The following is a 22,834-nucleotide window of genomic DNA, read 5'->3' as shown; positions in this document are numbered from 1 at the left end:
GACTATAAAGCTGACCTACGACGCCGGTGGTCGCGTCACCGAAACCCGGGTGGTCACCAGCGGGGGCGAACTCGTCACGAAGAAGACCTACGACGAGTACGGCCGCGTACTCACCATCACCGACCCCCGCGGTACCGCCGGTGCCCCGCCGGAGGCTTACACCTCGGCTGTCCGCTATGACGAGGTGGGCCGAGTCGTGGAGGAACGAGGGCCACCACGCGAAGTCGAGAATCATGGGCAGCCCGCGGCGATCCTCACCCCGACCACGACGCGGGGCTACAACGCTTTCGGCGAGCAAGAGCATCTGCGCGACGCTCGTGGCGGTGTCACCACCGCTGAACTCGACAAACTCGGCCAGACCGTCGCCTTGCGCAGCCCGGTCTATCAGCCCGCGGGCGGGCCGCCGACCGATGGGGTCGTCCGTTACGAATACAACCAGCTCAACCAGATCACCAAGAAGATCGATGCCGTGGGCGGTGAGATCACCTATGCCTACGACCCCTACGGCAATCTCATCACCCAGTCTGGCCCGAAGGTCGGAGACGTCGTACCGGTCACCGCGTTCACCTACGCCCCGGGCGGTCTCGTCAGCCGCATGACCGGGCCGACGGGCGCGGTCGTCGAATTCGAGTACGACGTGTTCGGGCACGTCACCACGAAGACCAACGTGGTGCGCGTACCGGACGGCCCGCCGGTGCGCTACAGCACCACATCCGTCTTCGACGACGCCGGGCGGATGACCTCCCAGACCGATCCGGCGAACAGGACCACCCGTTACACCCACAACGCCGTCGGTGAAGTCACTGGCGTCGACCCCGGCAGCCACGGCGACATGACCTTCGAATACGACTTCGCCGGCAATGTCGTCCGCCAAACCGACGCCCTGGGCCGCACCCTCACCAAGGTCTATGACCAAGCAGGTCGCCCGGCCACGACCACGGTCATCGGTGCCAAAGGTGAACGACTGCCCGGCACCACCACAGAATACGACCCCGTGGGCAACCCCATCGCCGTCACCTCGGCAGAGGGACGCCGCACCGAACGAACGTATGACGCGGCCAACGCCGTCCGGTCGATCGTCGAACGCCCCGCCGCCGGCACCACGTTGACCACCACGTTCGGCTACGACCTCGCCGGGAACCGCACCCGTGTCACCGACGCCCGCGGCAACAGCACCTGGCAGACCTACACCCCCTGGCACCTGCCTGAACGGGAGATCGACCCCGCGACGCCGACCTATCCGGCCGAGGCTGACCGCACCCGGACGATCACCTACGACTCATCCGGCCTGCCCGTCACCGAGCAACGGCCCGGCGGCATCGTCATCCAGCGCACGTTCGACCCGGCCGGCAACCTCACAGACGAGACCGGCACGGGGCCGAACACCCCCACCGCCACCACCAGCGTCGCCTACGATCTCGCCGGGCGCGTCATCTCCGCAGGCCACCCCACGGGACGGCAAACGTTCAGCTACGACGACCGCGGACTGTTGCTCGACTCCGAGGGACCCGCAGGAAAGACGGCATTCCGCTACACCGCCGCGGGGCAGACCAGCGAGCGCACCGACGCCTCCGGCAAGACCGCCTTCACCTACTACGACACCGGCGCCGTCCGCACGCAGTCGAACCCGGACACCGGCGGCACCCTGACCTATCTCTACGCCGCGGACGGGCAACTCGACACCCAGCAACTCGGTGCGGCAGCCAGCCGCAAGATCGAGTACGACGTCTTTGGCAGGCTGTCGAAAGACAACCTCACCAAGCCCAGCGGCACCGTCGACACACTCACCTACACACTGGACCGCGACAACAAGATCACCGGGAAGTCCAGCGCCGCCGACGCCGCCTACGGCGGCACCTACGACTACGACCGCGCCGGACGGCTCACCGGATGGAACCCGCGAAACGGCGCGCCCGCCGAGACCTACGAACTCGATCAGGTGGGCAACCGCCTGTCCACCACCGTCACCCTGGCCGGCGGAACCCCGTCCGTGGCCGAACGGTCGACGTTCGACGCCCGCAACCAGCAGACGACACGCGAGATCCCAGGGAAGGCGACCACCGGGTACACCTATACGGCGCGCGGAACCCTCTCCCGCGAAAACACCACACTGGCCTCCGGCACGAGCTCGGCGACCGACACGGTCTTCGACGCCCTGGACCGAGTGACCAGCGACCGCGGCGCACAGTACGAGTACGACGCGCTCAATCGCGTGGCGAGCCGCAATGGAGTGTCCTTCGCCTACGCCGACGGCAATGACGATCCCATGGTCGTTCCCGCCGTTGACCCAGCTCAGACGGAGACCATCGGCCGCGACCTCAAAGGCAAAGCCACGAGCGTCAAGACCGCTCAAGGACTCATGATCCCCTGGGCGGACGCACACGGCGACATCCGCGCGCTCGTCGATCCCGCGAACGGCGAAATCCGCGCTCGCAAAACCTTCACCCCGTTCGGCCGCACTGGTGAGGTCAGTGGGCCACCGAGCACGCTGGGATTCCAGGGCGACTGGACCGACCCCGGCACCGGGCGGGTGTCGATGGGAGCCCGGTGGCTCGACACTGACACCGGCCGATTCACCAGCCGCGACACCGTCCCGCTCAGCCAGGACACCGCGGCAGGCACCAACCGGTTCAGTTACGGCGCCGGCGACCCCACCAGCACGATCGACCCGACAGGTCACACCGCCTGGCCATGGGATCTCGGACTGGGCGGCGTCCTGGACGACATCGGCCGCGCTATCGGAAGCTGGGGCGACGACGCAGCGGCACTGGGAAACTGGATCTGGGGCGGAGTCAAAGCCGCAGGCGAATGGGCGTCGAAGCTGCCGCCCTGGGTGAAGATTCCCGCCAAAGAGCCATCCCGTACGTCGGATGGGCGCTGCTCGGACTCGACGTCATCGACATGCTCGACACGGCCGAGTTCACCGGGGCACGGCCGGTCGAGATCCCCGCCATCGCGAAGCCGTACGTCGTCCCGATCGTGGCACCCGCGTCGCCACCGGTACCGCCGCCACCGCCACCGACCATCGTCAAGACGGTGACCAAACGGGTCCCGGTCACCTGGATGGAACCGGAGAAGACCACCTACGTTCCCGGCTACCGCATCACCAGCTACACCCAGCACATCGACACCTACCAGCACACCACCATCTACTGGTCCAACGGCGCTGTCGTGCAACTACCTCCCTTCCTCTCGGAATGGATGACGGTGAGCTGGTGGGAAGCCATGCCCACCAGCGACCCCGGCAGAGCCGAACAAGTCCAGGTCGGCACCACCGCCGACGACATCCTCGGTCACACCGAAAGCCAGCGACCGCAAGAACATCTCGGCGGCTGTGGCCTCCAAGGTACCGAAGTCGACTGCCTCGGCGAAGCCCTCGCCCCCACGATGGGCGGCTGCTTCACCCTGCTCGACACCATCAACGCGTGCTATCCGGACACACCCAACCCGCAGGCGAACCAAGGAGGAAAAGAACAACGTTCCACCCATCAGGGGCCAACACCTGTACCGCAGCTCAACACAGCGCTCGAAAACTCGTGCGCGAACGGAGGCCAAGCACGCAGCGACGGGACCAGATCTGCGCAAACCTGGACCAACTGCAACCTCGACATCGACGAAGTCAACGGCGGCCACGCCATCGAGAGACACGTCGGCAAAAGCGACCAATACTTGATTAATCGCGGTAAACGTGAGGCATCGACGTTCCCCGACCTTGACAGTGCGAAGCGCGCTGCGACGCACAACCTCAACCAGAACTGGTCTGCGATACAATGGTGGCTCAAGAACTCGACCAGCAACACGATATTAGTCGGAGCAAACCTGCCGCCACGTACATCGGGCCGGGTGTACATTCGCGACAGTGGGAAGTTCGTCCCGGCGACGGGAGTGGAAACTTTCCTCAAGCGCGACCCGAACATGCCGGGAGGATTCCTTATCGTGACGAACTATGCGACCCCATGAGGAGAAATGCTCGGATATCTAGCGACTTATTTCCATCAGGACTATGACCTGGAAGCTGGCTCTCCTATTGGGGTGGTGAAGAAGTTCACTGACGACGAACTGGTCGAATATTCAAGAGAGCTGCTGGTCGAACTTGAAACACTTAAGGCTGCAGGGTTGACCGAAGGGCAAGCTCGAAAACTCTGGCGAGACGACTATAATGCAATGTATGAACCCGACATCGATGGCGGGATAAGCTATCTGGAATGGTTCGATCAAATTCGAGCAGAAGTGAAGAGTCGACTGGATCGCGAGCAACGGGCTTGAGAAGATTGTTCTCGTGAGGAAGTCATGCTTCATCTTCTTGGCTGTTTCGAGCGTCCTGCTCAAAGATGCGAAATTTCGCATCAGATGCGATATGTCAATTTCTTAATACATTGAGACGTGAATGTGGTCGTAGTGGCAGCCTGTGAGGTTGTTGGGGTTCGGGCAGTCGTATGCGCTGGATCGATAGCTGACCCAGGTGGGGTTGTCGGCTGACCAGCATCGACCCTGCCAGATGAGGTAGTGGATGCCGAGATTCGCCTGGTGGGTGATGAGCCAGGCGCGGCTTTGCGATCCTTCGGCCGCCGACGGGTGGCTGTGGGGATTGAACATGATGTCGCAGGCCCGTCCTTGTGGATGGTCAAGTTCGGGTTGGCTGGCCGGTGTGCGAAGCAGTCGAGACCGTTCCCGGTCGGTCATTCCGTTGGCGCGCAGTGTTTGCACGAGAGTCAGGGGGTGTGGGTTGATTCGCCCGCCGCTGGCGGGGTCAGGCATGTTGGCTTGTTCGAGCGGCCAGACGGTGCGTAGCTGGCCAGTTGTTCCGGTTGCACAGGTGGAACCCTGCGCGACGGCCACGATCTGCCGGGCCGTGCCGCCGGGGTGAGCCGTCGTGCTCGTAGTCGGTGGTGGCGGCCGCGCGGAAGGTCGCCGGTGTTGCGATGCCCGACGATAGTGCCCGTGGCCGAGGGGCAGCCTGTCCGTCGTGGGAGGGTGAGAGGGCGGATTTCCCGGCGCGTCAGGACGTGGTGGGAACTCGGTGCCTGTGATGCATCGAGTCGCTGAAGTACTCGGATTGCCCGAGTCTGCTGGAAGCTCATTTGTCCTGATGCCAAAGGAGATCGCACGACTCGGGGGTGGCTGCGGTCTGAGCAGGCAAGGGCGGGTGCTGGGTGGGGCGCACGTTGTGCGGATCCAGCGTCGCGGCTCCGCAGCGACGTGATCATGCCTTTGGCCTACTCGATCACTAGGTGGATGGGCAAGGAAGAGAGTGGTGCGGTGAGGACTGAGCCCTCGGCGTCGAAGATGGCGGCCCGGTAGCCGGGACGAAGTCGTGGTCGTAAGGGCTGCTAGCCCGCCACTTCGGTCCAGGTCGGCATGTCGCGCAGCGTGGAGGCGACGAGAGCTGGCCGGGGAACACCGTCGAAGGGCTGGTAGTAGGTGGTGTCGTCGGGCAGGACGTACCAGCGGCCGCCGCCCAGGGATGGCTTGTCGGCGGCTTCGTACACGGTCGCGCCGGTCAGGTCACTCTTACGGCCTAGCGTGTTACCAAGTCGAGTCAACCATGCCAGTCGTCGCGCATGGTTCGCTGGCCGGGGTGGTGTTGGGTTCACTACCTGGTGTTATGTCAGCCACTACCGGTGGAGAGCACATATTCGAGCGTGCAATATTCTCCCGGCCTTGGCTCGCCGCTCGACCGTGTGATCGACAGGTTCGTGAAGCTTCGTCGTAGCTCATCACTGCCCGCCTGACCGCCTGGTGCTGAGCGGTGGGCTGAGGGTGCGCGGTGGGGGCGCTCAGCCGAGCCGGTCGGTGGGCTCGGCCGCCGGGGTGTGGGTCGCCGCCAGACTGGCGAGGAGTTTGAGGCGGTCTTCGGAGGTGCTGCCCGGTTCGGCGGTGTAGAGGGTCAGGTCGTGGACCGCGCGCTGGGACACGGGCAGGTCCAGGGAGCGGTAGGTGAGCTCCAGTTCGCCGACTTCGGGGTGCCGCAGTCGTTTGACGCCGTCGTGGCGGATACGGACGTCGTGGGCGGCCCACAGGGTGCGGAAGTCGGGGCTGAGTGTGGACAACTCGCCGATGAGGTCCCGCAGTGCCCGGTCGTGGGGTTCCCGGCCGGCTTCCGCGCGCACCAGGGCGGCGGTGGCGACGGCGGCGGCGTCCCAGTCGACGAAGAAGTCCTGTGCGCCGGGGTCGAGGAAGATGTAGCGGGCCACGTTGGGGCGGCCGTGCTTGTCGGTGGTGGTGCTGTCGAACAGGGGGGAGTGCAGGGCTCTGCCGAGCGGGTTGCCGGCGATGATGTCCTGGCGGCCGTTGCGCACGAAGGCCGAGGAGAGCGTCACGGAGTCGAGCAGCCACTGGATCGGGGGCGGGACGGCGACGTCCTTGCGCCGCGACGGCGTGCGGCGGGCCGGTCGGGCGGCACGGGCCAGATCGAACAGGTAGGTGCGTTCGTCCTCGTCCAGCTGCAGGGCCTCGGAGACCGCGGCCAGCACGTCTTCGGAGACGCCGCTGATGTGCCCCTTCTCCAACCGCGTGTACCACTCGGTGCTCACACCCGCGAGGACGGCGACCTCCTCACGCCGCAGTCCCGGGACCCGGCGCCGGCCGCTGGTGGGCAGCCCGGCCTGCTGCGGGGTGATCTTGGCGCGGCGGCTGGCGAGGAAGTCGCGGATCTCGGTGCGGTGATCGTCGGGGCGCGGGTCCATGCCATCCACGGTAGCCAGCGGCTCGCGAACAGGCAGGTCGAGCTTGTACCCCCCATAAACGCGACCTTCCTCGAGGGTGCGGCGGCCCGTTTCCTGGGAGACGTACCCCGATCACCAACTCGCACGGAGATGAACCCTTGAGTACGCGAGGAGCAGTCCTGCAACCCCCTGCCGATCGCCGTGCGCGGCCGCCGGCCGCTCGGCTACCGCTCGTTGTCCACGTGCTGGCGCTGGGTACGTTCCTGATGGGCACCACCGAGTTCGTGGTCGCCGGCCTGCTGCCGGAAATCGCGGGCGACCTGCGAGTCAGCGTCGCCCAGACCGGCCTGATGATCACCGTCTTCGCGATCGGGATGATCGTCGGTGCGCCGTTGATGGCGATGCTCACGCTGCGGTTGCCCCAGCGGCTGACGCTGATGCTCGCCCTCGGTGCCTTCGCCGCCGGGCACGTCATCGTCGCCCTCAGCTCGGACTTCACCCTGATATTGGCGGCACGGTTCCTGACCGCGATCGCCACCGGCGCCTTCTGGGCGGTGGCCAACGTCGCCGCCGCGCGCGCCGCCGGCCCTGCCTCCAGCTCCCGCGCCCTGGGGCTGGTCGGCGCCGGTGCCATGCTCGCGAACGTCGTCGGGGTGCCGCTGGGCGCGTTCGCCGGGCAGCTCATGGGCTGGCGCGGACCGTTCTGGGCACTAGCGGCCCTCGCCGCGGCGGCCATCGCGCTGATCGCCCGCACCGTGCCCCACGACGGCGGCGACCAGCAGACTGTGTCGATCCGGTCCGAACTGGCCGCTCTGCGCTCCGGCCGCCTGTGGCTGGTGCTGGCGGCCTGCGCCACCACGACCGGCGGTGTCCTTGCGGCGTACTCCTACATCTCGCCGCTGTTGACCGACCGGGCGCAGATCTCGTCCGGGATCGTGCCGCTGGTTCTGGTCGGCTTCGGCCTCGGCGCGCTGGCCGGCTCGCTCGTCGGTGGCCGTCTGGGCGATCGCCGCCCGCACACGGTGACCGTCGTGGCCGCCGCGGGAGCCACGTTCCTGCTCCTCGCGATCTCCCTGCTGGCCGGCTACGCCATGCCCACCATCATTCTGGTGAACCTGCTGGGGTTCTTCGGGCTCGGCGGCAACCCGGTGCTGATGTCGCTGGCCGTCCGCTTCGCACGCCAGGCACCGGTGCTGGCCTCCGCGCTGACCGTGTCGGCCTTCAACCTCGGCACCGCTATCGGCTCCTGGATCGCAGGCCTCACCCTCGGTTCGCCGCTCGGGACCACCGGCCCCGCCGTGGTCGGCACCGCGATCGCCGCCCTCACCCTGATCCCCGTCATCGTCCTCGCCGGCCGGACGGTCGGCAGGATCCCGCGCTCGACCGCACACTGATCCACGCCACGACCATCACCCACCATCCGAAAGGGAGCATCACTGATGCGGGCAACACTCCTGTACGGCGCCGGCGACGTCCGCGTCGAGAACGTCCCCGACCCCGTCCTCAAGCACTCCACCGACGCCCTGGTCCGCATCACCGCCTCGTGCGTCTGCGGCAGCGACGTGTGGCCCTACGGCTCGATGAACCCCGGAGACGGGCCCGCCCGGATGGGCCACGAGTTCATCGGCGTCGTCGAGGACACCGGCTCGGAGGTGACGACCGTCCACAAAGGAGACCTGGTCGTCGCGCCTTTCGCCATTTCCGACAACACCTGCGAGTTCTGCCGCGCGGGCCTGCACACCTCCTGCTCACACCCGCAGGCCGGCTTCTGGGACGGCGAGCCGGACGAGGGCGGCCAGGCCGAGGCGATCCGGGTCCCGCTGGCCGATGGCACCCTCGTCAAGCTCCCCGTCGCCGCGGACTCGGCCCTTATCCCGTCCCTGCTGACGCTTTCCGACGTGCTGGGCACGGGCTACCACGCCGCAGTGGCGGGCGGTGTCGACGAGCGCACCCGCGTCACCGTGATCGGTGACGGCGCGGTCGGGCTGCTGGCGGTCCTGTCGGCCAAGCGGCTGGGCGCCGAACAGATCATCCTCATGGGACGCCACCAGGCGCGCACCGACCTGGGCCGTGAGTTCGGCGCCACCGACGTCGTCTCCGCCCGCGGCGACGAGGGCATCGCCCAGGTTCGCGAGCTCACCGCCGGGCACGGCACACACGTGGTCCTGGAGGCCGTCGGCAACATGCCCGCCTACCAGCAGGCTGTCGGCATTCTTCGCCCAGGTGGCGTCATCAGCCGCGTCGGCGTCCCGCAGTACGAGGAGGCACCGATCGGTTTCGGCAGCCTCTTCCGCCACAACCTCCGGCTCGCCGGTGGACCGGCCCCGGTGCGCGCCTACATCGAGGAACTGATGCCCGCCATCCTCGACGGCACCATCGAGCCCGGCAAGGTCTTCGACGTCACCACGAACCTCGACGGTGTCGCCGCGGGATATCAGGACATGGCCGACCGAACGAGCCTCAAAGTCCTCATCAACCCCTGACACCACCGCACGCCGATACAGCACGGCACCACAAGGAAAGAAGGACGACCCGTCCGGCGCCGACAACTGCATCGTCGACCTACACAACAACGTCGCCCGCGCGCTCGTGCGGCGTCCAGCAACAGATACAGGATCACCATCACCGGCGACCTGTATCTGTCCAAGGACTCGACACTTCCCAGTAGCACCAGGAGATCCCCGCCGGCTCCACGTACGGCGACGTCAAGGACCAGGGCGCCGGTCTGGGAAGTGTTGGTGTGCAGTGCCTTTCATGCCATGACGCGCGCCCCCGCAGGGTGAGGGGTTGAGCTTGTACCCCCAATAAACCCGACCTGCCACGCCTGGCGCAGAAGCGGTTTTCTGGAATCGCGCCTCGGTCACGACACCACCGACCGTCACGCATTTCCTCCACCGACCGAATATGAGGCCCCACGCCATGGAACGTCGCCAAGCGCTCGGACTGATCGCCGCCACCGGCGCCGCCGCCTTCACAGCCCTGCCCGCGTTCAGCGCGGAGACCGCCCGCGCCGCGGGCGCCACCGGACAGGGCAACACCGCGGCCAAGGGCCGCTACACCTTCCCGCTTGACCAGAACGTCAAGCGGACCTCGGTGCGGTTCAAGAACCGCTACGGCATCGAGGTCGCCGCGGACCTCTACGTGCCGAAGAACGCCAGTGGCAAGCTGCCCGCCCTCGCGGTTAGCGGACCGTTCGGCGCGGTCAAGGAACAGTCCTCGGGTCTCTACGCCAACGAATTCGCCCGCCGCGGCTACGTCACCCTCGCCTTCGATCCCTCCTTCACCGGGGAAAGCGGCGGCACGGTGCGCGATGTGGGCTCGCCCGACATCTACACCGAGGACTTCAGCGCCGCCGTCGACTTCCTCGGCATGCACAAAATCGTCGACCGTGAGCGGATCGGCGTGCAGGCCATCTGCGGCCTGAGCGGCATGGCGCTCACCGCGACGGCCGCGGACAGCCGGATCAAGGCGGTGGCCACGGTCTCGATGTACGACATGTCGCGCAGCATGTCCCGCGGCCACCAGGACTACTACACGCGCCAGCAGCGCCAGAAGGTCGTGGACCACCTCAGCCGGCAGCGCTGGATCGACGCCGAGAACGGCACCTACGCCCGGCTCTCCCACGAGGTCCCCTTCGACAAGAACGGCAACGTCGCCCCTTCAACCACCGTCCTGCCCAAGACCCTCCCGCCGGACGCCGACCCGATCACGAAGAGTTTCTTCGACTACTACCGCACCGACCGCGGCTACCACCCACGCTCGATCAACTCAACCACCGCGTGGACCGGCACCACGCCGATGTCGTTCTTCGCCTTCCCGCAGATGACGAACATCGACCTGTTGGCGCCCCGCAAAGCCCTCCTGGTGGCCGGCGCCGACGCGCACTCCCGCTACTACGCCGAAGACGTCCAGGCGACCGCACCCGACAGCGTCGACCTCGTCATCGTCCCGGGCGCGGACCACGTCGACCTCTACGACCGCAAGGACCTCATCCCCTTCGACAGGCTCGACAAGTTCTTCACCACGAACCTCGCCTGACAGGGGTGCCCTGACAGGCCGGTAGTCCACCGGCCTGTCAGGGAGCTCCACGGCGGAAGCGGTCCCTCGAGATATGAAGTCGCGCGGATCCCGGCGGATATCTGCTCTTCGTTAGGTCGACCGCCACCCCGACTTCACATGCCCCTCGGGCCAGTCGGCAAGCTTGTGATCTGCAAAAACCCGGCATCGAGGCCCTGTTGTGATAGATGCGACTCGGCTCGTTCTCGTCTTGACGGGAGCGCGTTGGACGTTCAGGATCGTCGACAGAGTTCGTGCGTATGTTCGAATGTTTGTCGCTGGCTTCCCCCACGGCAGAGCGTGTGGTGTGGAGCTGGTGTGGCGTTCAACAATCCTGCTGTCCCGTGGCGTGAGATCCAGCGGGTCGCGTCCGGTCGTCCTCGTGTGGAGGGTGATGGGAGCGATTCGCCGGCGTGGTCGCGTAAGCGCGAGGGCTACGCGGGCCCGCCGGTGGATCTGCGGGTCCGCGAGGGCGACGATGACGGTGGCGCGGTGCCGCGGGTTCCGTACGCGGAGTTGCACGCGCATTCGAACTTCAGCTTCCTCGACGGCGCCAGCCACCCTGAAGAGCTGGTCGAGGAGGCCGCCCGCCAGGGTTTGGACGCGATTTTCCTGACCGATCACGACGGCATGTACGGGGCGGTGCGGTTCAACGAGGCCGCCCGCGAGCTCGGTGTCCGGGTCGGTTTCGGTGCGGAGTTGTCGCTGGATCTGCCCGCGCCGCAGAACGGGGTCGCGGACCCGGGCGGCGCACACATGCTGGTGCTGGCCCGCGGCCTGGAGGGCTACCGCCGGTTGTGTCGGGTGATCTCGCGGGCGCAGCTGGCCGGTGGGGAGAAGGGCCGCCCGGTCTACGACGAGGACGCGCTGGTCGATGATCTGGCGGGGCATGTGCTGGTGCTGACCGGCTGCCGCAAGGGCCGGATCCGCCGCGCCCTCGCCGCGGACGACAAGGTCGCGGCGATGTCGGAGCTGATGTCCCTGGTGGACAAGTTCGGGCGGGACAACGTGGCGGTGGAGCTGATCGATCACAGCCTGCCGCTCGATTCGACCTTCAACGACACCCTGGTCGCGATGGCGGAGGCGGCGGGGGTGGTGACGGTGGCGACGAACAATGTCCACTACGCCCACCCCGGCCGGGGCCCCTGGGTGACGCGGTGGCCGCGGTTCGTGCCCGCCGGTCGCTGGATGACATGGAGGGCTGGTTGTCGGCGGCGCACATGGCGTTCGTGCGTTCCGGCGCTGAGCAGGCCGAGGTCTTCGCGCGGTATCCCGGCGCGGTCACCCGCGCCGCCCTGCTCGGCGTCGAATGCGCCTTCGACCTGAACCTCGTCGCGCCGGATTTGCCGCCGTTCCCGGTCCCGGCCGGGCATGACGAGATGTCGTTCCTGCGGGAGCTGACGTGGGCTGGGGCGGCGACACGCTACGGGCACCGCGAGGACTACCCGAAGGCCTACGCCCAGCTTGACCACGAGCTGGATGCGATCGAGAAGCTGGGGTTTCCGGGGTATTTCCTGGTGGTGTGGGACATCGTCCGGTTCTGCCGCGACGCCAACATTCTGTGCCAGGGCCGGGGATCGACGGCGAACTCCGCGGTTTGCTACGCGTTGGAGATCTGCCACGCGGACCCGGTGAAGTGGGGGCTGTTGTTCGAGCGGTTCCTGGCGCCGGAACGCGATGGGCCGCCGGACATCGACATCGATATCGAGTCCGACCGCCGCGAAGAGGCGATCCAGTACGTCTACGACAAACACGGTCGTTTCCATGCGGCGCAGGTGGCGAACGTGATCACCTACCGGGCGCCGTCGGCGATCCGGGACGCCGCCAAAGCCTTAGGTTTCAGCCCGGGCCAGCAGGACGCCTACAGCAAGATCGTCAACCGCTGGGCCGGCGTGAAGACAACCAGCGAGGAAGCGGCGGGGGAGATCCCGGCCGAGATCCTCGAACTCGCCGACGCCCTTGAAGACTTTCCCCGGCATTTGGGGATTCACTCCGGTGGGATGGTGATCTCCAGGGAGCCGGTGTCGGAGGTGGTGCCGGTCGAGTGGGTCCGCATGCCCGGCCGGTCGGTGTTGCAGTGGGACAAGGACGACTGTGCCGCCGTCGGGCTGGTGAAGTTCGACCTGCTCGGCCTCGGCATGCTGTCGGCGCTGCACTACATGATCGACCTCATCGCCGAATACCACGGCGAGACGGTCGACATCGGCAAGCTCGACCTCGCCGACCCAGCTGTGTACGACATGCTGTGCGCCGCCGACGCGATCGGTGTGTTCCAGGTCGAGTCCCGGGCGCAGCTGGCGACGCTGCCGCGGTTGCGGCCGCGGAAGTTCTACGACCTCGTCGTCGAAGTCGCGCTCATCCGGCCCGGCCCGATCCAGGGCGGCTCCGTCCATCCCTACATCGCGCGCCGCCGCGGCGAGGAAACCTGGCGGCACAAGCATCCGTTCTTGGCGCGGAGTCTCGATAGGACACTCGGGGTGCCGTTGTTTCAGGAGCAGGTCATGCAGATGGCGGTCGACGTCGCGTCCTTCACCCCGGCCGAGGCGGATCTGTTGCGGCGGGCGATGGGCGCGAAACGCTCCAGTGCCAAAATGCGGAAACTCGCCAAGAGGTTCTTCGACGGTGCCGCGGCGAACGGTGTCGACCGCGACACCGCCGTGTCGGTGTTCGAGCAGATCCACGCGTTCTCCGGCTACGGCTTCCCCGAAGCCCACTCGATGTCCTTCGCGCTGCTCGTCTATGCCTCGGCGCATCTCAAGTACTACTGGCCGGCGGCGTTCTGCGCGGGCCTGTTGCGTGCGCAGCCGATGGGGTTCTACTCCCCGCAATCGCTGGTCGCCGACGCCCGCCGCCACGGCGTCATCGTGCGTGAGCCGGACATCAACGCCAGTCTCATCCACGCCACCCTCGAACCTGAGCCCGAAAGCACCGGCGGGCAGGCGATCCGGCTCGGCCTCGCCGCGATCAGGAACGTCGGCGACAACGCCGCCGACGCGATCGTCGCCGAACGCCAAGCCAACGGCCCGTACATCAGCATCGGGGAGCTGACCGAACGCGTCCGGCTGAAGAAACCTGCGATCGAGGCGCTGGCCACCGCCGGGGCGTTCACCAGCCTCGGCCCGGAACGACGCCAGGCCCTCTGGGCGGCGGGCGCCGCGGCCGCCACTCGGCCCGAGCACCTGCCAGGTCTTGTGCCCGGCCTGGACGCACCGGCGCTGCCGGGGATGACGCGGTTCGAGGTCACCGCCGCAGACCTGTGGGCCACCGGCATCTCACCCGGCACCCACCCCGTCGAATACTTCCGGACCTGGCTCACCGAGCGCGGCGCCATCAGCGCCGCCCAGCTCGGCCAGGCCGAAGACGGGGCACGGGTGTGGATTGGGGGAGCGGTCACCCACCGGCAACGCCCCGCCACCGCCGGCGGGATCACCTTCTTCAACCTCGAGGACGAGACCGGCATGGCCAACGTCCTCGTCTCCCCGGGACTGTTTCACCGGAGTAGGAGGGTCTTGCTGGCGAGCAACGCCTTGCTGATCCGCGGTATCGCGCAGGTTACCGAGGGGACGTGCACGTTGGTCGCGGATCAAGTGCAGCCGTTGGATTTGCAGGGGTTGGTGTCGAAGTCGCGTGATTTCCGGTGACCGGAGCAAACCGGGAATGGCGGACGCTGGAAGTGCCGATCCGGCCAGGCTCGGGCGCTTCGAGGCACTGTCCGTGGGGGCACGACCTCGCGGTCGGCGGCGTGCGGCAGAGCTGGTCGCAGGACTACCGGGCGCCGGAATGGCTCTGCGAGGCCTGCCACGCGTTGACCGGTGTCGGCGGGGTCTGGGCGATGATCGACACCGCCGTGGAGCGGCAGGTCATGGAAACCGGCGTGGACGAGTACGGCCTGCGTCTGGTTGTCCTGCCGCCGCCGGTTTCCGCCGGGATCGGCGTCATCCAGCTTCGCTTGGGGCACACGGTCTTCGGTGAAGTGCGCTTGTCGCTGTGCCCGGTCGACCGGCGCGCGATCCTCTGCCATGTCGAGGTCGAAGAGAAACATCGCCGACGTGGGGCGGGTCGTGTGCTGGTGAACGCCGCCATGAAGCGGGGCGCCAAGTTCCAATGGTCGATGCTGCCCATCGGGCGTGACCCGGTCGCTGTCGCGTTCTGGGCCCGGGTCGGAGCGGTCGGGCCGGCGAGCCCGCATCCCTGCACGCATCAGGTCGATGCGAAGGTCGTTCCCGCTGAGTCGCGATGGACGAAATGGTGGTGAGCTGCCCCCGGGGCCGCATCTGAACGTGGTCCGTATCCGATTCCCGCAAGCCAGACGCGTGCGCATCGGCCTGGTCCAATCATGAGGGGCGTCGTCGCTCGAGATGAGCCAGAACGGCTCGTAGGAACACGATCAGGCGTTAGAGGCGGAGAGCGCTCCACTTCCGTGCCCGCTTCGCCGATGTCTCGAGGGTAGTCGGCACGTCTCGGAAGAAATCCATACGTAAAACCGCCAAGTTCGTCACGCCTTTGTTCATTGCTTTCGGAGTCTCCCTGAGCGCTGCGGCACCTGCCGTGGCCGAGGGGCCTGTGGATGCCACGCTCGACGCAGTCGACAATGTCTTCGGTGACGGAGTTAACGCCGTCAACAACTGGAACTTCACCGCTGCGGCGGTATGTCTGCAAGAGGTCGCGGTCGTGCCGGTCCTGGGCGACTGGGTTGGAAATCACGTCAACAACTGTTCGAACGGGAACGTGATCGACCACTCCGGTCGCTGAAAGGCATCTGGTGGCCCGGCAACCGATGGGCGTATAGCGTTCGACGACCCTGGTCACGTCGGGCTTGGCTAAGCTCGCGTCGGCCCAGGTGTTGCCTTGATTTCGAAGGGCCGCCCACTCCTCACCGGTACGGGAGTGTGCGGCCCGCCTCGTGCACTTCCCAGGGAAGCGCGCGAAAGGACGATTCTGTCGTCCGGCTCGCCGACCACGGTTCCATCATCGCCGCCGCACTCGGACGGGAGAGGATACAACTGGGGTTTTGGGCCGGGGAGCGGCTCCTTGTCGGACAAGGTCCCTGCTGCATCGTCTGCGGATCAACTCCGCATGCGCGGGGTCGACAGCTGTGCCCGATCACTCGGGGTCAAGCTGAACGGACCAACCCCGCTTGTGCGGAGACGACCTCGACCCTGCCGTCGACCGGGTAGCCGACGTCGGACCAACCCCGCTCACGCGGAGACGACTCTCTACGGGATCGGCTGGAAGGCGATCAACCACGGACCTGCCCCGTTCGCGCGGGGACGACCGGGGTTGGGATCCCCGTGGTGCTCCGGAATACGGACCAGCCCCGCTTGTGCGGGTTGGCTACACGACGAGATCTCCTGCGGCCGCAGTCTCGAGACCAACCTCGCTCGCATAGGGAGGACTTAACGAGGGTACCCGGATCCAGTTGTGCTGAGGGCCAGCCCGCTCGCATGGGGACGGCTGGACGTGGATGTCGTGGTCGATGCGCCAGAGCGAACAAGCCTTGCTCTCGCCGGGACGAACTGCTGCCGCTGGACGGCGCGATCAACCAGGTGGTGCCAACCCCGCTCGCATAGGGAGGACATCCAGATCGTGATCGTTCACAAACCCGCCGACGGACCAACCCGGCGCGGGGACGCCCAGTTGCGCGCCGTCAGGCGCATCTTCACCGAGGGACCAACCTCGCCTGCGCGGGGACGACGACGAGTTCGCCGAGCGCGGCCGCCGGCGACGGACCAGCCCCGCTTGCGCGGGGACGACCCAGATCCCGGCAGGCCACGGCTTGCCGTCAGCGGACCAGCCCCGCTCGCGGGGGAGAACTACTCGACAAGGTCATCCAGTGCGGCGGTCTCGGGGCCAGCCCCGCTCGCGCGGGGACGACCTGTACTCGATGGGGACCTTCCCGAACGGCCCGGGACCAACCCCGCCTGCGCGGGGACGACATCGTTAATCAGCTCGACCCAATACCGGACCCGGGGACCAACCCCGCCTGCGCGGGGACGACGAAATCGTGGCGCTGCGTGATGGCCGGCTGAACGGACCAACCCCGCCTGCGCGGGGACGACACACTTGCTCCCGCAGGGACAGCCCCGCTCGCGCGAGGAGAACAGGCGCGTCGCGGCCGTCGCGCGGGATCGGGATGGGGCCATCTCCGCTCGCGCGGGAGAAAACGCCATGTCAACGCCTCACCATCGCGAGGACCGGGCCAGCCCCGCTCGCGCGGGGAGAAGCGAGCTGAACCGGCTTGCGACGCGCCACCGCCTGGACCAGCCCCCCTCGCGCGGGGACGACGCCATTCCCGCCAACCAGGACACACGGGTGCTGGGACCAACCCCGCTCTCGCATGGACAACTGGCTCTCGGGGTCGGAGAGCGGGTGACCGTATGGCCAACCTCGCTCGCGCGGGGAAGGGCTCGACGGCGTCGAAGCAGCACTCAGCGACGGGGGGAATAACCCCGCTTACGCGGGGACGGCGGCTACGACCTGCTGATCGGCTGGTCTGCGACGGGGTCAATCCCGCCTGCGCGGGGGCGGTATCAATTGATCTGGTCGTTAGAAGATCATACTGGCGACTTAGATTAGCCGGTCCTTGCCTTAGTACCGCTCGTACGACACGATGAGTGAACAGCTGGCAGTGGACCAGCCCTGCTCGTATAGGGATGCCCCGGCCGATCAGTTCAGCGTAGGCGACTATGGGACCAATCCCGCCTGTGTGAGGACGACGTATCGCGCTGGCGCCGCTGAGCTGCAGCCCGCTGGGATCAACTCCGGTCGCGCGGGAGCGACAGCGGTGGCGACACCGCGTCGGTCGTCGTGACTGGACCGATCCCGCTTGCGTGGGGCGACATAGCCGATAACCCGGAGCGGCCGATCGTGTCGGGGGGGCCAGCCCCGCTCGTGCAGGGCGACGTCGGACATCGTGTGCCGTTCACCCGAGAGAACAGACCAACCCTAAACGTGCAGGAGCGACGCCTCCAAGTCCGGGCCGCTGTTCACCAGTGGCGCCGCGGGTGCAATCTCAAACCGGGAGCGATGTGAATTTGTTTCAGGTTTGTGGTATGTCTGTCGAGCCATCGGGTGGTATTGATTCGTTCGCGATCCTCCACTTGATCTTCAGTAAGGTGTGGCCGAAAGAGCTGAAAGCGTAGTTCGCGATCGGGTTTTTCACGTATTTCACGCAGGTTGGGGCGGATTCGCGCGGGTTCTTTGTGTGTGGATAAGGTGGCCAGCCTGTCGGGGGCAGTAACGCAGAGAGTGGTGTGCGAGGTGGGGATTTGGGTGCGATCTTTCCTGATTCGGTTGTGCCATGGGGGAAGTCTTCGGGGCGTGCTGGTTGCCATCCGCTGATTTGTCATTCGTTGGATACTGCCGCGGTTGCCCAGCGGTTGGTGGACGTCATGCTGGGCGGGGTCGTGCGAGCACATCTCGCCGAGATTTTTCCCGACCCTGCTCTGTCGCGTTCCTGGGTGCCGCTTTTCTGCGGACTGCATGACATCGGGAAGTACGCGCCCGACTTCCAGGCGTTGGTCTACGAGCTTGCGGTGAAGCTTTTCGGGGAACTGGCGATCGAAGATCTCGACATGGTCCGTAAACCGGCTGAGATGGGGCGAAGGGTAAACGCGCCGCACGGGATCCTGACTGCACTGCACGTCAGGGACATGCTGGAGTCTTGGGGCGCGGCCAAGGGCACGGCGCTGCGTGTCTCGGAGGCCATGGGCGGACATCACGGTCATTTCCCTGCCGGTGAAGCAATTCGCCAGGCGCGCAGTGAGCGCAACGCTCATGGCGGAGAGAGATGGGCGGCTTGGCGTACGGCGCTGGTTCTTGACGTGGTCAGGCTCCGAGGCGTGCCGGAGCCCGGTCTTGTTGAATGGCGGGATCTGCGGCTGTCGCTGCCTGCGGCGATCGGGTTGGCGGCACTGACGACCGTGAGCGACTGGGTGGCCTCGGATACCAGCAACTTCCCGGCGCTGGAGCCGGGCGTCGACTTGGACGCATATGCGGAGACGTGCGACGCGAAGGCTGACGAGGCGATCGCACGGTTGGGGGTGTCGCCATGGTCTCCGCCGGTGCAGGCGAACTTCGAGACGTTGTTCCGGCGTGCCCCTCGGCCTGTTCAACAGGTTGTCGAGCTGGTGACTTCGGATTTGACGGAGCCGGTTCTGCTGGTGGTCGAGGCGCCGACGGGCGAGGGGAAGTCGAAGGCGGCCCTACAGGCTGCGACGTCGATGGTGCGCCAACTTGGGATGGCGGGCTTCTACGACGCGATGCCAACTCAGGCGACCAGCAATCAGATGCTGCTGGAGATCCAGTCCATGCTGCACGAGCTGGGCGACGAGACGGCGGTGAATCTGGTGCATGCCGGCGCGAAGCCGACGGACGTCGGCAGGGATGAGGGCGACGATGACGTTGCGGCGCAATCGTGGTTTACGCGGAAGAGGAGTCTGTTGGCACCGGTTGGTTGCGGGACGATCGATCAAGCGCTGAAGGCCGCGATCCGGTCCGGTCACGTGTTCGTTCGTCTTGCCGCGTTGTCGAACAAGGTGGTCGTCTGCGATGAGGTGCACGCTTATGACGTCTACATGTCGACGTTGCTGGAGCGGCTGCTGATGTGGCTGGGCGCGCTCGGCACGCCTGTCATCCTGCTGTCGGCGACGCTCCCGGCCGGGCGAAGGCAGGCACTGATCGCGGCTTGGCAGGCTGGCCGCCGCGGATGCCCACCGCAGCAGATCCCCGCGGTGCCCTCGACGGTGTCCTACCCGCGCGTCACAGTCGCCACGGCAACCCGTGCTACCGAGCATCCTGCGGAGGTCTCAGACCTGAACAAGGACCGCCGGATTCACTTGAGCCGTATCGACGACGAGGAGATCGTGGGCTGGCTTCTCGCGGAGGCGAGCCAAGACCGTTGTGTCGCGGTGATCCACAATCTCGTGCGGCGGGCGCTCGAAACCTACGACTCCTTGAAGAAGCGGATCGATGAACTTCCGGAAGTCGAGAGGCCGCTGCTTATCGCGATCAATGGCACGCTCGCCGCGGGGCAGCGCCGCGATGTCGAGCAGCAACTAAGGGAGTGTTTCGGCGAGGGCGGTGTCCGGCCTCGGCGGGCGATCGTGGTCGGTACGCAGGTGCTGGAGCAGAGTCTCGACCTCGACTTCGACACCATGCTCACGGATCTTGCTCCGATCGATTCGCTGATTCAGCGGGCCGGCCGGATCCACCGGCATCGACGTGACCAGTCACGCGGACAGGTCCGCCTGGTCATCGCTGGGGTCATTGACAGGCAGGAGGGGCCGCGGTTTCCGCCCTATCTGCGGAACGTGTACGCGCCGATCGTGTTGATGCGCACGTGGGCCCTGCTTCGTGGCCGGCCGCACATCGACTCACCCTTCGAGGTGTCACACCTTGTCGATCAGGTCTACGGAGGCGAGGTCGAATGCCCGCGAGGGTGGGCCGACGCGTGGCGAAAGGAAGACGAGCATCTTCGTGCCCTGCGCAGCCGAGACAACGCGGCCGCCAGAACGCTGTATCTGGCCATGCCGCACGAGGTCGAGGATCTCGCCGAGCTCACTGAACGGCCGAAAAGTACCAAGCAGACTCGAAAGCAGTCGGGGAAACGGCGATGACAGACGACGAAGGTGACGTCGAACGGTCGGTCCGAGTTGTGCTGTTCCGCCGCGACTCAGCAGGTGCGATAAGTCCGATGTGGGGTGATGGATCGGAGGAGCTGTTGGATTCCGCTGCTGTCCTGGTCGCACCGGAGAACGTGCCTCGACAGGTGGTGCACGCCCTACTGGAGTGTGAGGTGCCATCTGAGTTCGCGGCTGATCCGTGGCTCAACAAGCACCGCGCACTGGTCTTCGACGACAACAGATGCGAGGTCGGCGGCTACACGCTGGCTTACCACGACCAGTTCGGCGTCTACGCGATCGAGGAGACATGACGACCCCATTCGACCTGAGCGTCGAACCTTGGATCTCCGTGGTTTGCCTCGATGGCGCGCGCGAGGACGTGGGCTTGCGCGATGTGCTGCTGCAGGCACACGAGATTCGCAGGATCGTGGGAGAGACACCGCCGATGACCGCCGCGCTGTACAGGCTGGTCTTGGCGCTGTTGCACAGGGTTTACGGGCCGGCTCGCCGCGACGATTGGGGTGAGTTGTGGTCGGCCAAGGCGTTCGACGAGGTCCCGCTTGATCGCTATCTCCAGATGTATGAGTTCGATCTGTTCCATCCTGAGGCGCCGTTCCTGCAATGCTCGGCACTTCCGGAGGAGAAGGGCAGTACCGTCGCGAAGCTGATCCCACACAAGTCCGTTGGGAACAACGCGACGTTGTTCGACCACACCGTCGTGTCAGATCGCGTGGAGGTGCCACCGGCCACGGCCGCGCGGTGGCTGGTGACCGCCCAGGCGTTCGACCCAGGCGGGATGAAAACCCCATACGAGAAGGACAAGTCGTCGGAACGCGCACCGTGCAGCAGCCTTGGAGTCGTTCTCGTCGAGGGGCGGACGCTGAAGGAAACCCTTTTGCTGAACGCGATCTCCTACGATCCTCAGGTTGAGAAGCCGCCGATGACCACCGTGGAAGATGCTCCTGCCTGGGAGCGTGGAGCTCCTCTCCCCACACCGGGCAGTCGTGATCCGCTGGGGTGGACCGATTTGCTGACGTGGCCGTCCCGGCGCATCAGGTTGATTCCAGAAATCGTTGGTGGCGAGCAGGTCGTCACCAAGGTGGTCCTCACCCCTGGCATGCGCCTGAAGGGAAGCCTGCCCGACCTGGAGTTCATGAGCGCATTCCGCACGCCTAGGGCGGCGAATGGGAAGATCAATCTGGGCACTCCGATGCTCCCGATCCGGCTACATCCGGTTCGCGGGGTCTGGAGGCACAGTGTCGAGCTGCTGCTGCACGATCCGTGGGAGGAGGAGCGGACACGCCAGCGGCCCCGTGCCCTGAAGCAGATCGCCGCTCTCACCGAAGCCGGATACATCCCGGACGACACCGTTTACACGTTACGCGTGTTCGGGCAGAAGCTCGATAAGAACGCGTCCGTTGTGGAGGGATATCTCGAGGAAGAGGTTCCCGCGCCGGTCGCGTTGATCCGAGCGACCGACAAGGAACTGGCCGGGCTGATCGGTACCACGATCGAACTCGCCGACGAAGCCGGAGCCGCGCTGCGCGGGATGCAACGCGAGTACCACAAGGCCATGCGGGCCGAGCCGGACGTCACCCTCGACCTTGCCTACTGGCCGGTACTGGCCCGGCCGTTCGAGGTGTTCCTGCGTGCGGTCAACACCGCCCGGGTACGAGGTACGTCAGAACGGAACGCGGTCGCGGCCTGGCGTCGAGCGGTTCTGCGGATCGCCGAGGACGCCGCGGGGACGTGGACAGCCGGTGTCGCGGCGTCTGATCGAAACCTCAGCATGCTCGGCAAACAGCACGCGGTGTTCCGTAACCGGCTGTCCAAGATCGCCCGCGTCTTCGACGCCCGAGCCGCCAAGTACCTTACGAAAGATGAGACCGAGTGACCACATCCGTCGCTGAACGACGAGACACCTTCGTCAAAGCCCTCTACTCGCTGCATGCCGGAGCCAGTTCCGGCATCCCGAAACGGCAATCCGAGTGCCGCCAGGCGCTCGCCCGGCTGCGCCGCAGCTTGACAGGCCCGCGGCAGCAGACCGCCGCCTACGAGATCGTGTTCCGACATGATCCACCCGAGTCCGAGCAGGAAGTCTGGCTCCTGGTCGCAGGCCTGTTCGCTACCCATCCGCAGCCTGCGAGGCGCGGTCATCGCTCGCTGGGTGCCTCGATGCGGGCACTGCGGGAGAAGCGCGGTGACGCCGCGGCCCGCCGCTTCGAGCAGCTACTCGGCCGGGAACGCGACGTCCTGCCGCATCATCTGCGCCAGATCGTCCGTCTGCTGGCCAGTGACGACATCCCCGTCAACTACTCCTCGCTCCTCGACGACCTCGTCGTCCTGATGGGAGACGGCTACCGCGACAACTCGGCCCACCGGATCCGGCTGCGCTGGGCCCGCGACTTCCACAGCCCTGACTACACAGCCACCACGGCTTCGACCGACGACACAACAACCTCTTCGCCTGCATCGGCCTGACCCTTTCGG

The 22,834-nt window shown here is 66.4% G+C and carries 15 protein-coding genes and 1 pseudogene; 13 read left to right on the top strand and 3 right to left on the bottom strand.

Annotated features, from left to right (window positions below; all coding sequences use genetic code 11):
- Positions 1–595: 595 nt before the first annotated feature.
- The 3 genes from H4W30_RS23450 to H4W30_RS23440 are packed head-to-tail and all read left to right on the top strand — an operon-like array spanning position 596 to position 4,266.
- Positions 596–3,040, top strand: coding sequence for an RHS repeat domain-containing protein (locus H4W30_RS23450; RefSeq protein WP_378233556.1), 2,445 nt, complete (start codon positions 596–598; stop codon positions 3,038–3,040).
- The gene (locus H4W30_RS44565; protein WP_192744829.1) at positions 3,037–3,960 is read left to right on the top strand and encodes an RNase A-like domain-containing protein; all 924 of its coding nucleotides are present in this window, start codon (positions 3,037–3,039) and stop codon (positions 3,958–3,960) included. Before H4W30_RS23450 ends, H4W30_RS44565 begins: the two co-directional genes overlap by 4 nt.
- A gap of 6 nt (positions 3,961–3,966) precedes the next feature.
- Positions 3,967–4,266, top strand: coding sequence for a contact-dependent growth inhibition system immunity protein (locus H4W30_RS23440; RefSeq protein ID WP_192744828.1), 300 nt, complete (start codon positions 3,967–3,969; stop codon positions 4,264–4,266).
- Between the two features lie 102 nt (positions 4,267–4,368).
- On the opposite strand, the gene H4W30_RS23435 is transcribed toward H4W30_RS23440, so the two are convergent.
- The 3 genes from H4W30_RS23435 to H4W30_RS23425 form a co-directional block, all read right to left on the bottom strand.
- On the bottom strand, positions 4,369–4,839 hold the full coding sequence (locus H4W30_RS23435; RefSeq protein WP_192744827.1) for a hypothetical protein: 471 nt from the start codon (positions 4,837–4,839) through the stop codon (positions 4,369–4,371).
- 491 nt (positions 4,840–5,330) lie between these two features.
- The gene (locus tag H4W30_RS23430; protein ID WP_192744826.1) at positions 5,331–5,543 is read right to left on the bottom strand and encodes a hypothetical protein; all 213 of its coding nucleotides are present in this window, start codon (positions 5,541–5,543) and stop codon (positions 5,331–5,333) included.
- A gap of 234 nt (positions 5,544–5,777) precedes the next feature.
- Positions 5,778–6,686 (bottom strand): helix-turn-helix transcriptional regulator, encoded by a 909-nt coding sequence (locus H4W30_RS23425; RefSeq protein ID WP_192744825.1) that lies wholly within the window; start codon positions 6,684–6,686, stop codon positions 5,778–5,780.
- Between the two features lie 221 nt (positions 6,687–6,907).
- Between H4W30_RS23425 and H4W30_RS23420 the strand changes: the two genes are divergently transcribed.
- From H4W30_RS23420 to casB, 10 genes and pseudogenes are all read left to right on the top strand, one after another.
- Positions 6,908–8,059: an MFS transporter gene (locus H4W30_RS23420; RefSeq protein WP_318780654.1), complete on the top strand. Its 1,152-nt coding sequence runs from the start codon at positions 6,908–6,910 to the stop codon at positions 8,057–8,059.
- Positions 8,060–8,104: 45 nt separating this feature from the next.
- A complete protein-coding gene (locus tag H4W30_RS23415; protein WP_192744824.1) occupies positions 8,105–9,148 on the top strand; it encodes a zinc-binding dehydrogenase in 1,044 nt (347 codons plus the stop codon).
- Positions 9,149–9,584: 436 nt separating this feature from the next.
- Entirely contained in the window at positions 9,585–10,703 is a 1,119-nt protein-coding gene (locus H4W30_RS23410) for an alpha/beta hydrolase (protein WP_192744823.1), read from the top strand.
- Between the two features lie 336 nt (positions 10,704–11,039).
- Positions 11,040–14,362: pseudogene (locus H4W30_RS23405) on the top strand (error-prone DNA polymerase).
- Positions 14,359–14,976, top strand: coding sequence for a GNAT family N-acetyltransferase (locus H4W30_RS23400; RefSeq protein ID WP_192744822.1), 618 nt, complete (start codon positions 14,359–14,361; stop codon positions 14,974–14,976). Before H4W30_RS23405 ends, H4W30_RS23400 begins: the two are co-directional and overlap by 4 nt.
- A 308-nt stretch (positions 14,977–15,284) precedes the next feature.
- On the top strand, positions 15,285–15,473 hold the full coding sequence (locus H4W30_RS23395) for a hypothetical protein (RefSeq protein WP_192744821.1): 189 nt from the start codon (positions 15,285–15,287) through the stop codon (positions 15,471–15,473).
- A 2,501-nt stretch (positions 15,474–17,974) separates the two neighbouring features.
- Complete coding sequence (gene cas3 / locus H4W30_RS23390; protein ID WP_318780653.1) at positions 17,975–20,338, top strand: CRISPR-associated helicase Cas3'; 2,364 nt, start codon at positions 17,975–17,977, stop codon at positions 20,336–20,338.
- Entirely contained in the window at positions 20,335–20,655 is a 321-nt protein-coding gene (locus tag H4W30_RS23385; protein ID WP_192744820.1) for a hypothetical protein, read from the top strand. The genes cas3 and H4W30_RS23385 overlap by 4 nt, the downstream gene beginning before the upstream one ends.
- The gene (casA, locus tag H4W30_RS23380) at positions 20,652–22,238 is read left to right on the top strand and encodes a type I-E CRISPR-associated protein Cse1/CasA (protein WP_192744819.1); all 1,587 of its coding nucleotides are present in this window, start codon (positions 20,652–20,654) and stop codon (positions 22,236–22,238) included. The genes H4W30_RS23385 and casA overlap by 4 nt, the downstream gene beginning before the upstream one ends.
- The gene (gene casB, locus H4W30_RS23375) at positions 22,235–22,825 is read left to right on the top strand and encodes a type I-E CRISPR-associated protein Cse2/CasB (protein WP_192744818.1); all 591 of its coding nucleotides are present in this window, start codon (positions 22,235–22,237) and stop codon (positions 22,823–22,825) included. The genes casA and casB overlap by 4 nt, the downstream gene beginning before the upstream one ends.
- The last annotated feature ends 9 nt before the right edge of the window (positions 22,826–22,834 follow it).

It is taken from the genome of Amycolatopsis roodepoortensis (genome assembly GCF_014873915.1).
GTDB lineage: Bacteria > Actinomycetota > Actinomycetes > Mycobacteriales > Pseudonocardiaceae > Amycolatopsis > Amycolatopsis roodepoortensis.
Note: the sequence above shows the minus strand (reverse complement) of the source record. Positions and strands in the feature narration are given on the sequence as shown.

Bases quoted from the DNA above. Each gene is read 5' to 3' on its own strand.
- casA (WP_192744819.1), top strand. From the start codon at position 20,652: ATGACGACCCCATTCGACCTGAGCGTCGAACCTTGGATCTCCGTGGTT.
- H4W30_RS23425 (WP_192744825.1), bottom strand. From the start codon at position 6,686: ATGGACCCGCGCCCCGACGATCACCGCACCGAGATCCGCGACTTCCTC.
- H4W30_RS23440 (WP_192744828.1), top strand. From the start codon at position 3,967: ATGCTCGGATATCTAGCGACTTATTTCCATCAGGACTATGACCTGGAA.
- H4W30_RS23410 (WP_192744823.1), top strand. From the start codon at position 9,585: ATGGAACGTCGCCAAGCGCTCGGACTGATCGCCGCCACCGGCGCCGCC.
- H4W30_RS23450 (WP_378233556.1), top strand. From the start codon at position 596: ATGACCGGGCCGACGGGCGCGGTCGTCGAATTCGAGTACGACGTGTTC.
- H4W30_RS23385 (WP_192744820.1), top strand. From the start codon at position 20,335: ATGACAGACGACGAAGGTGACGTCGAACGGTCGGTCCGAGTTGTGCTG.
- H4W30_RS23415 (WP_192744824.1), top strand. From the start codon at position 8,105: ATGCGGGCAACACTCCTGTACGGCGCCGGCGACGTCCGCGTCGAGAAC.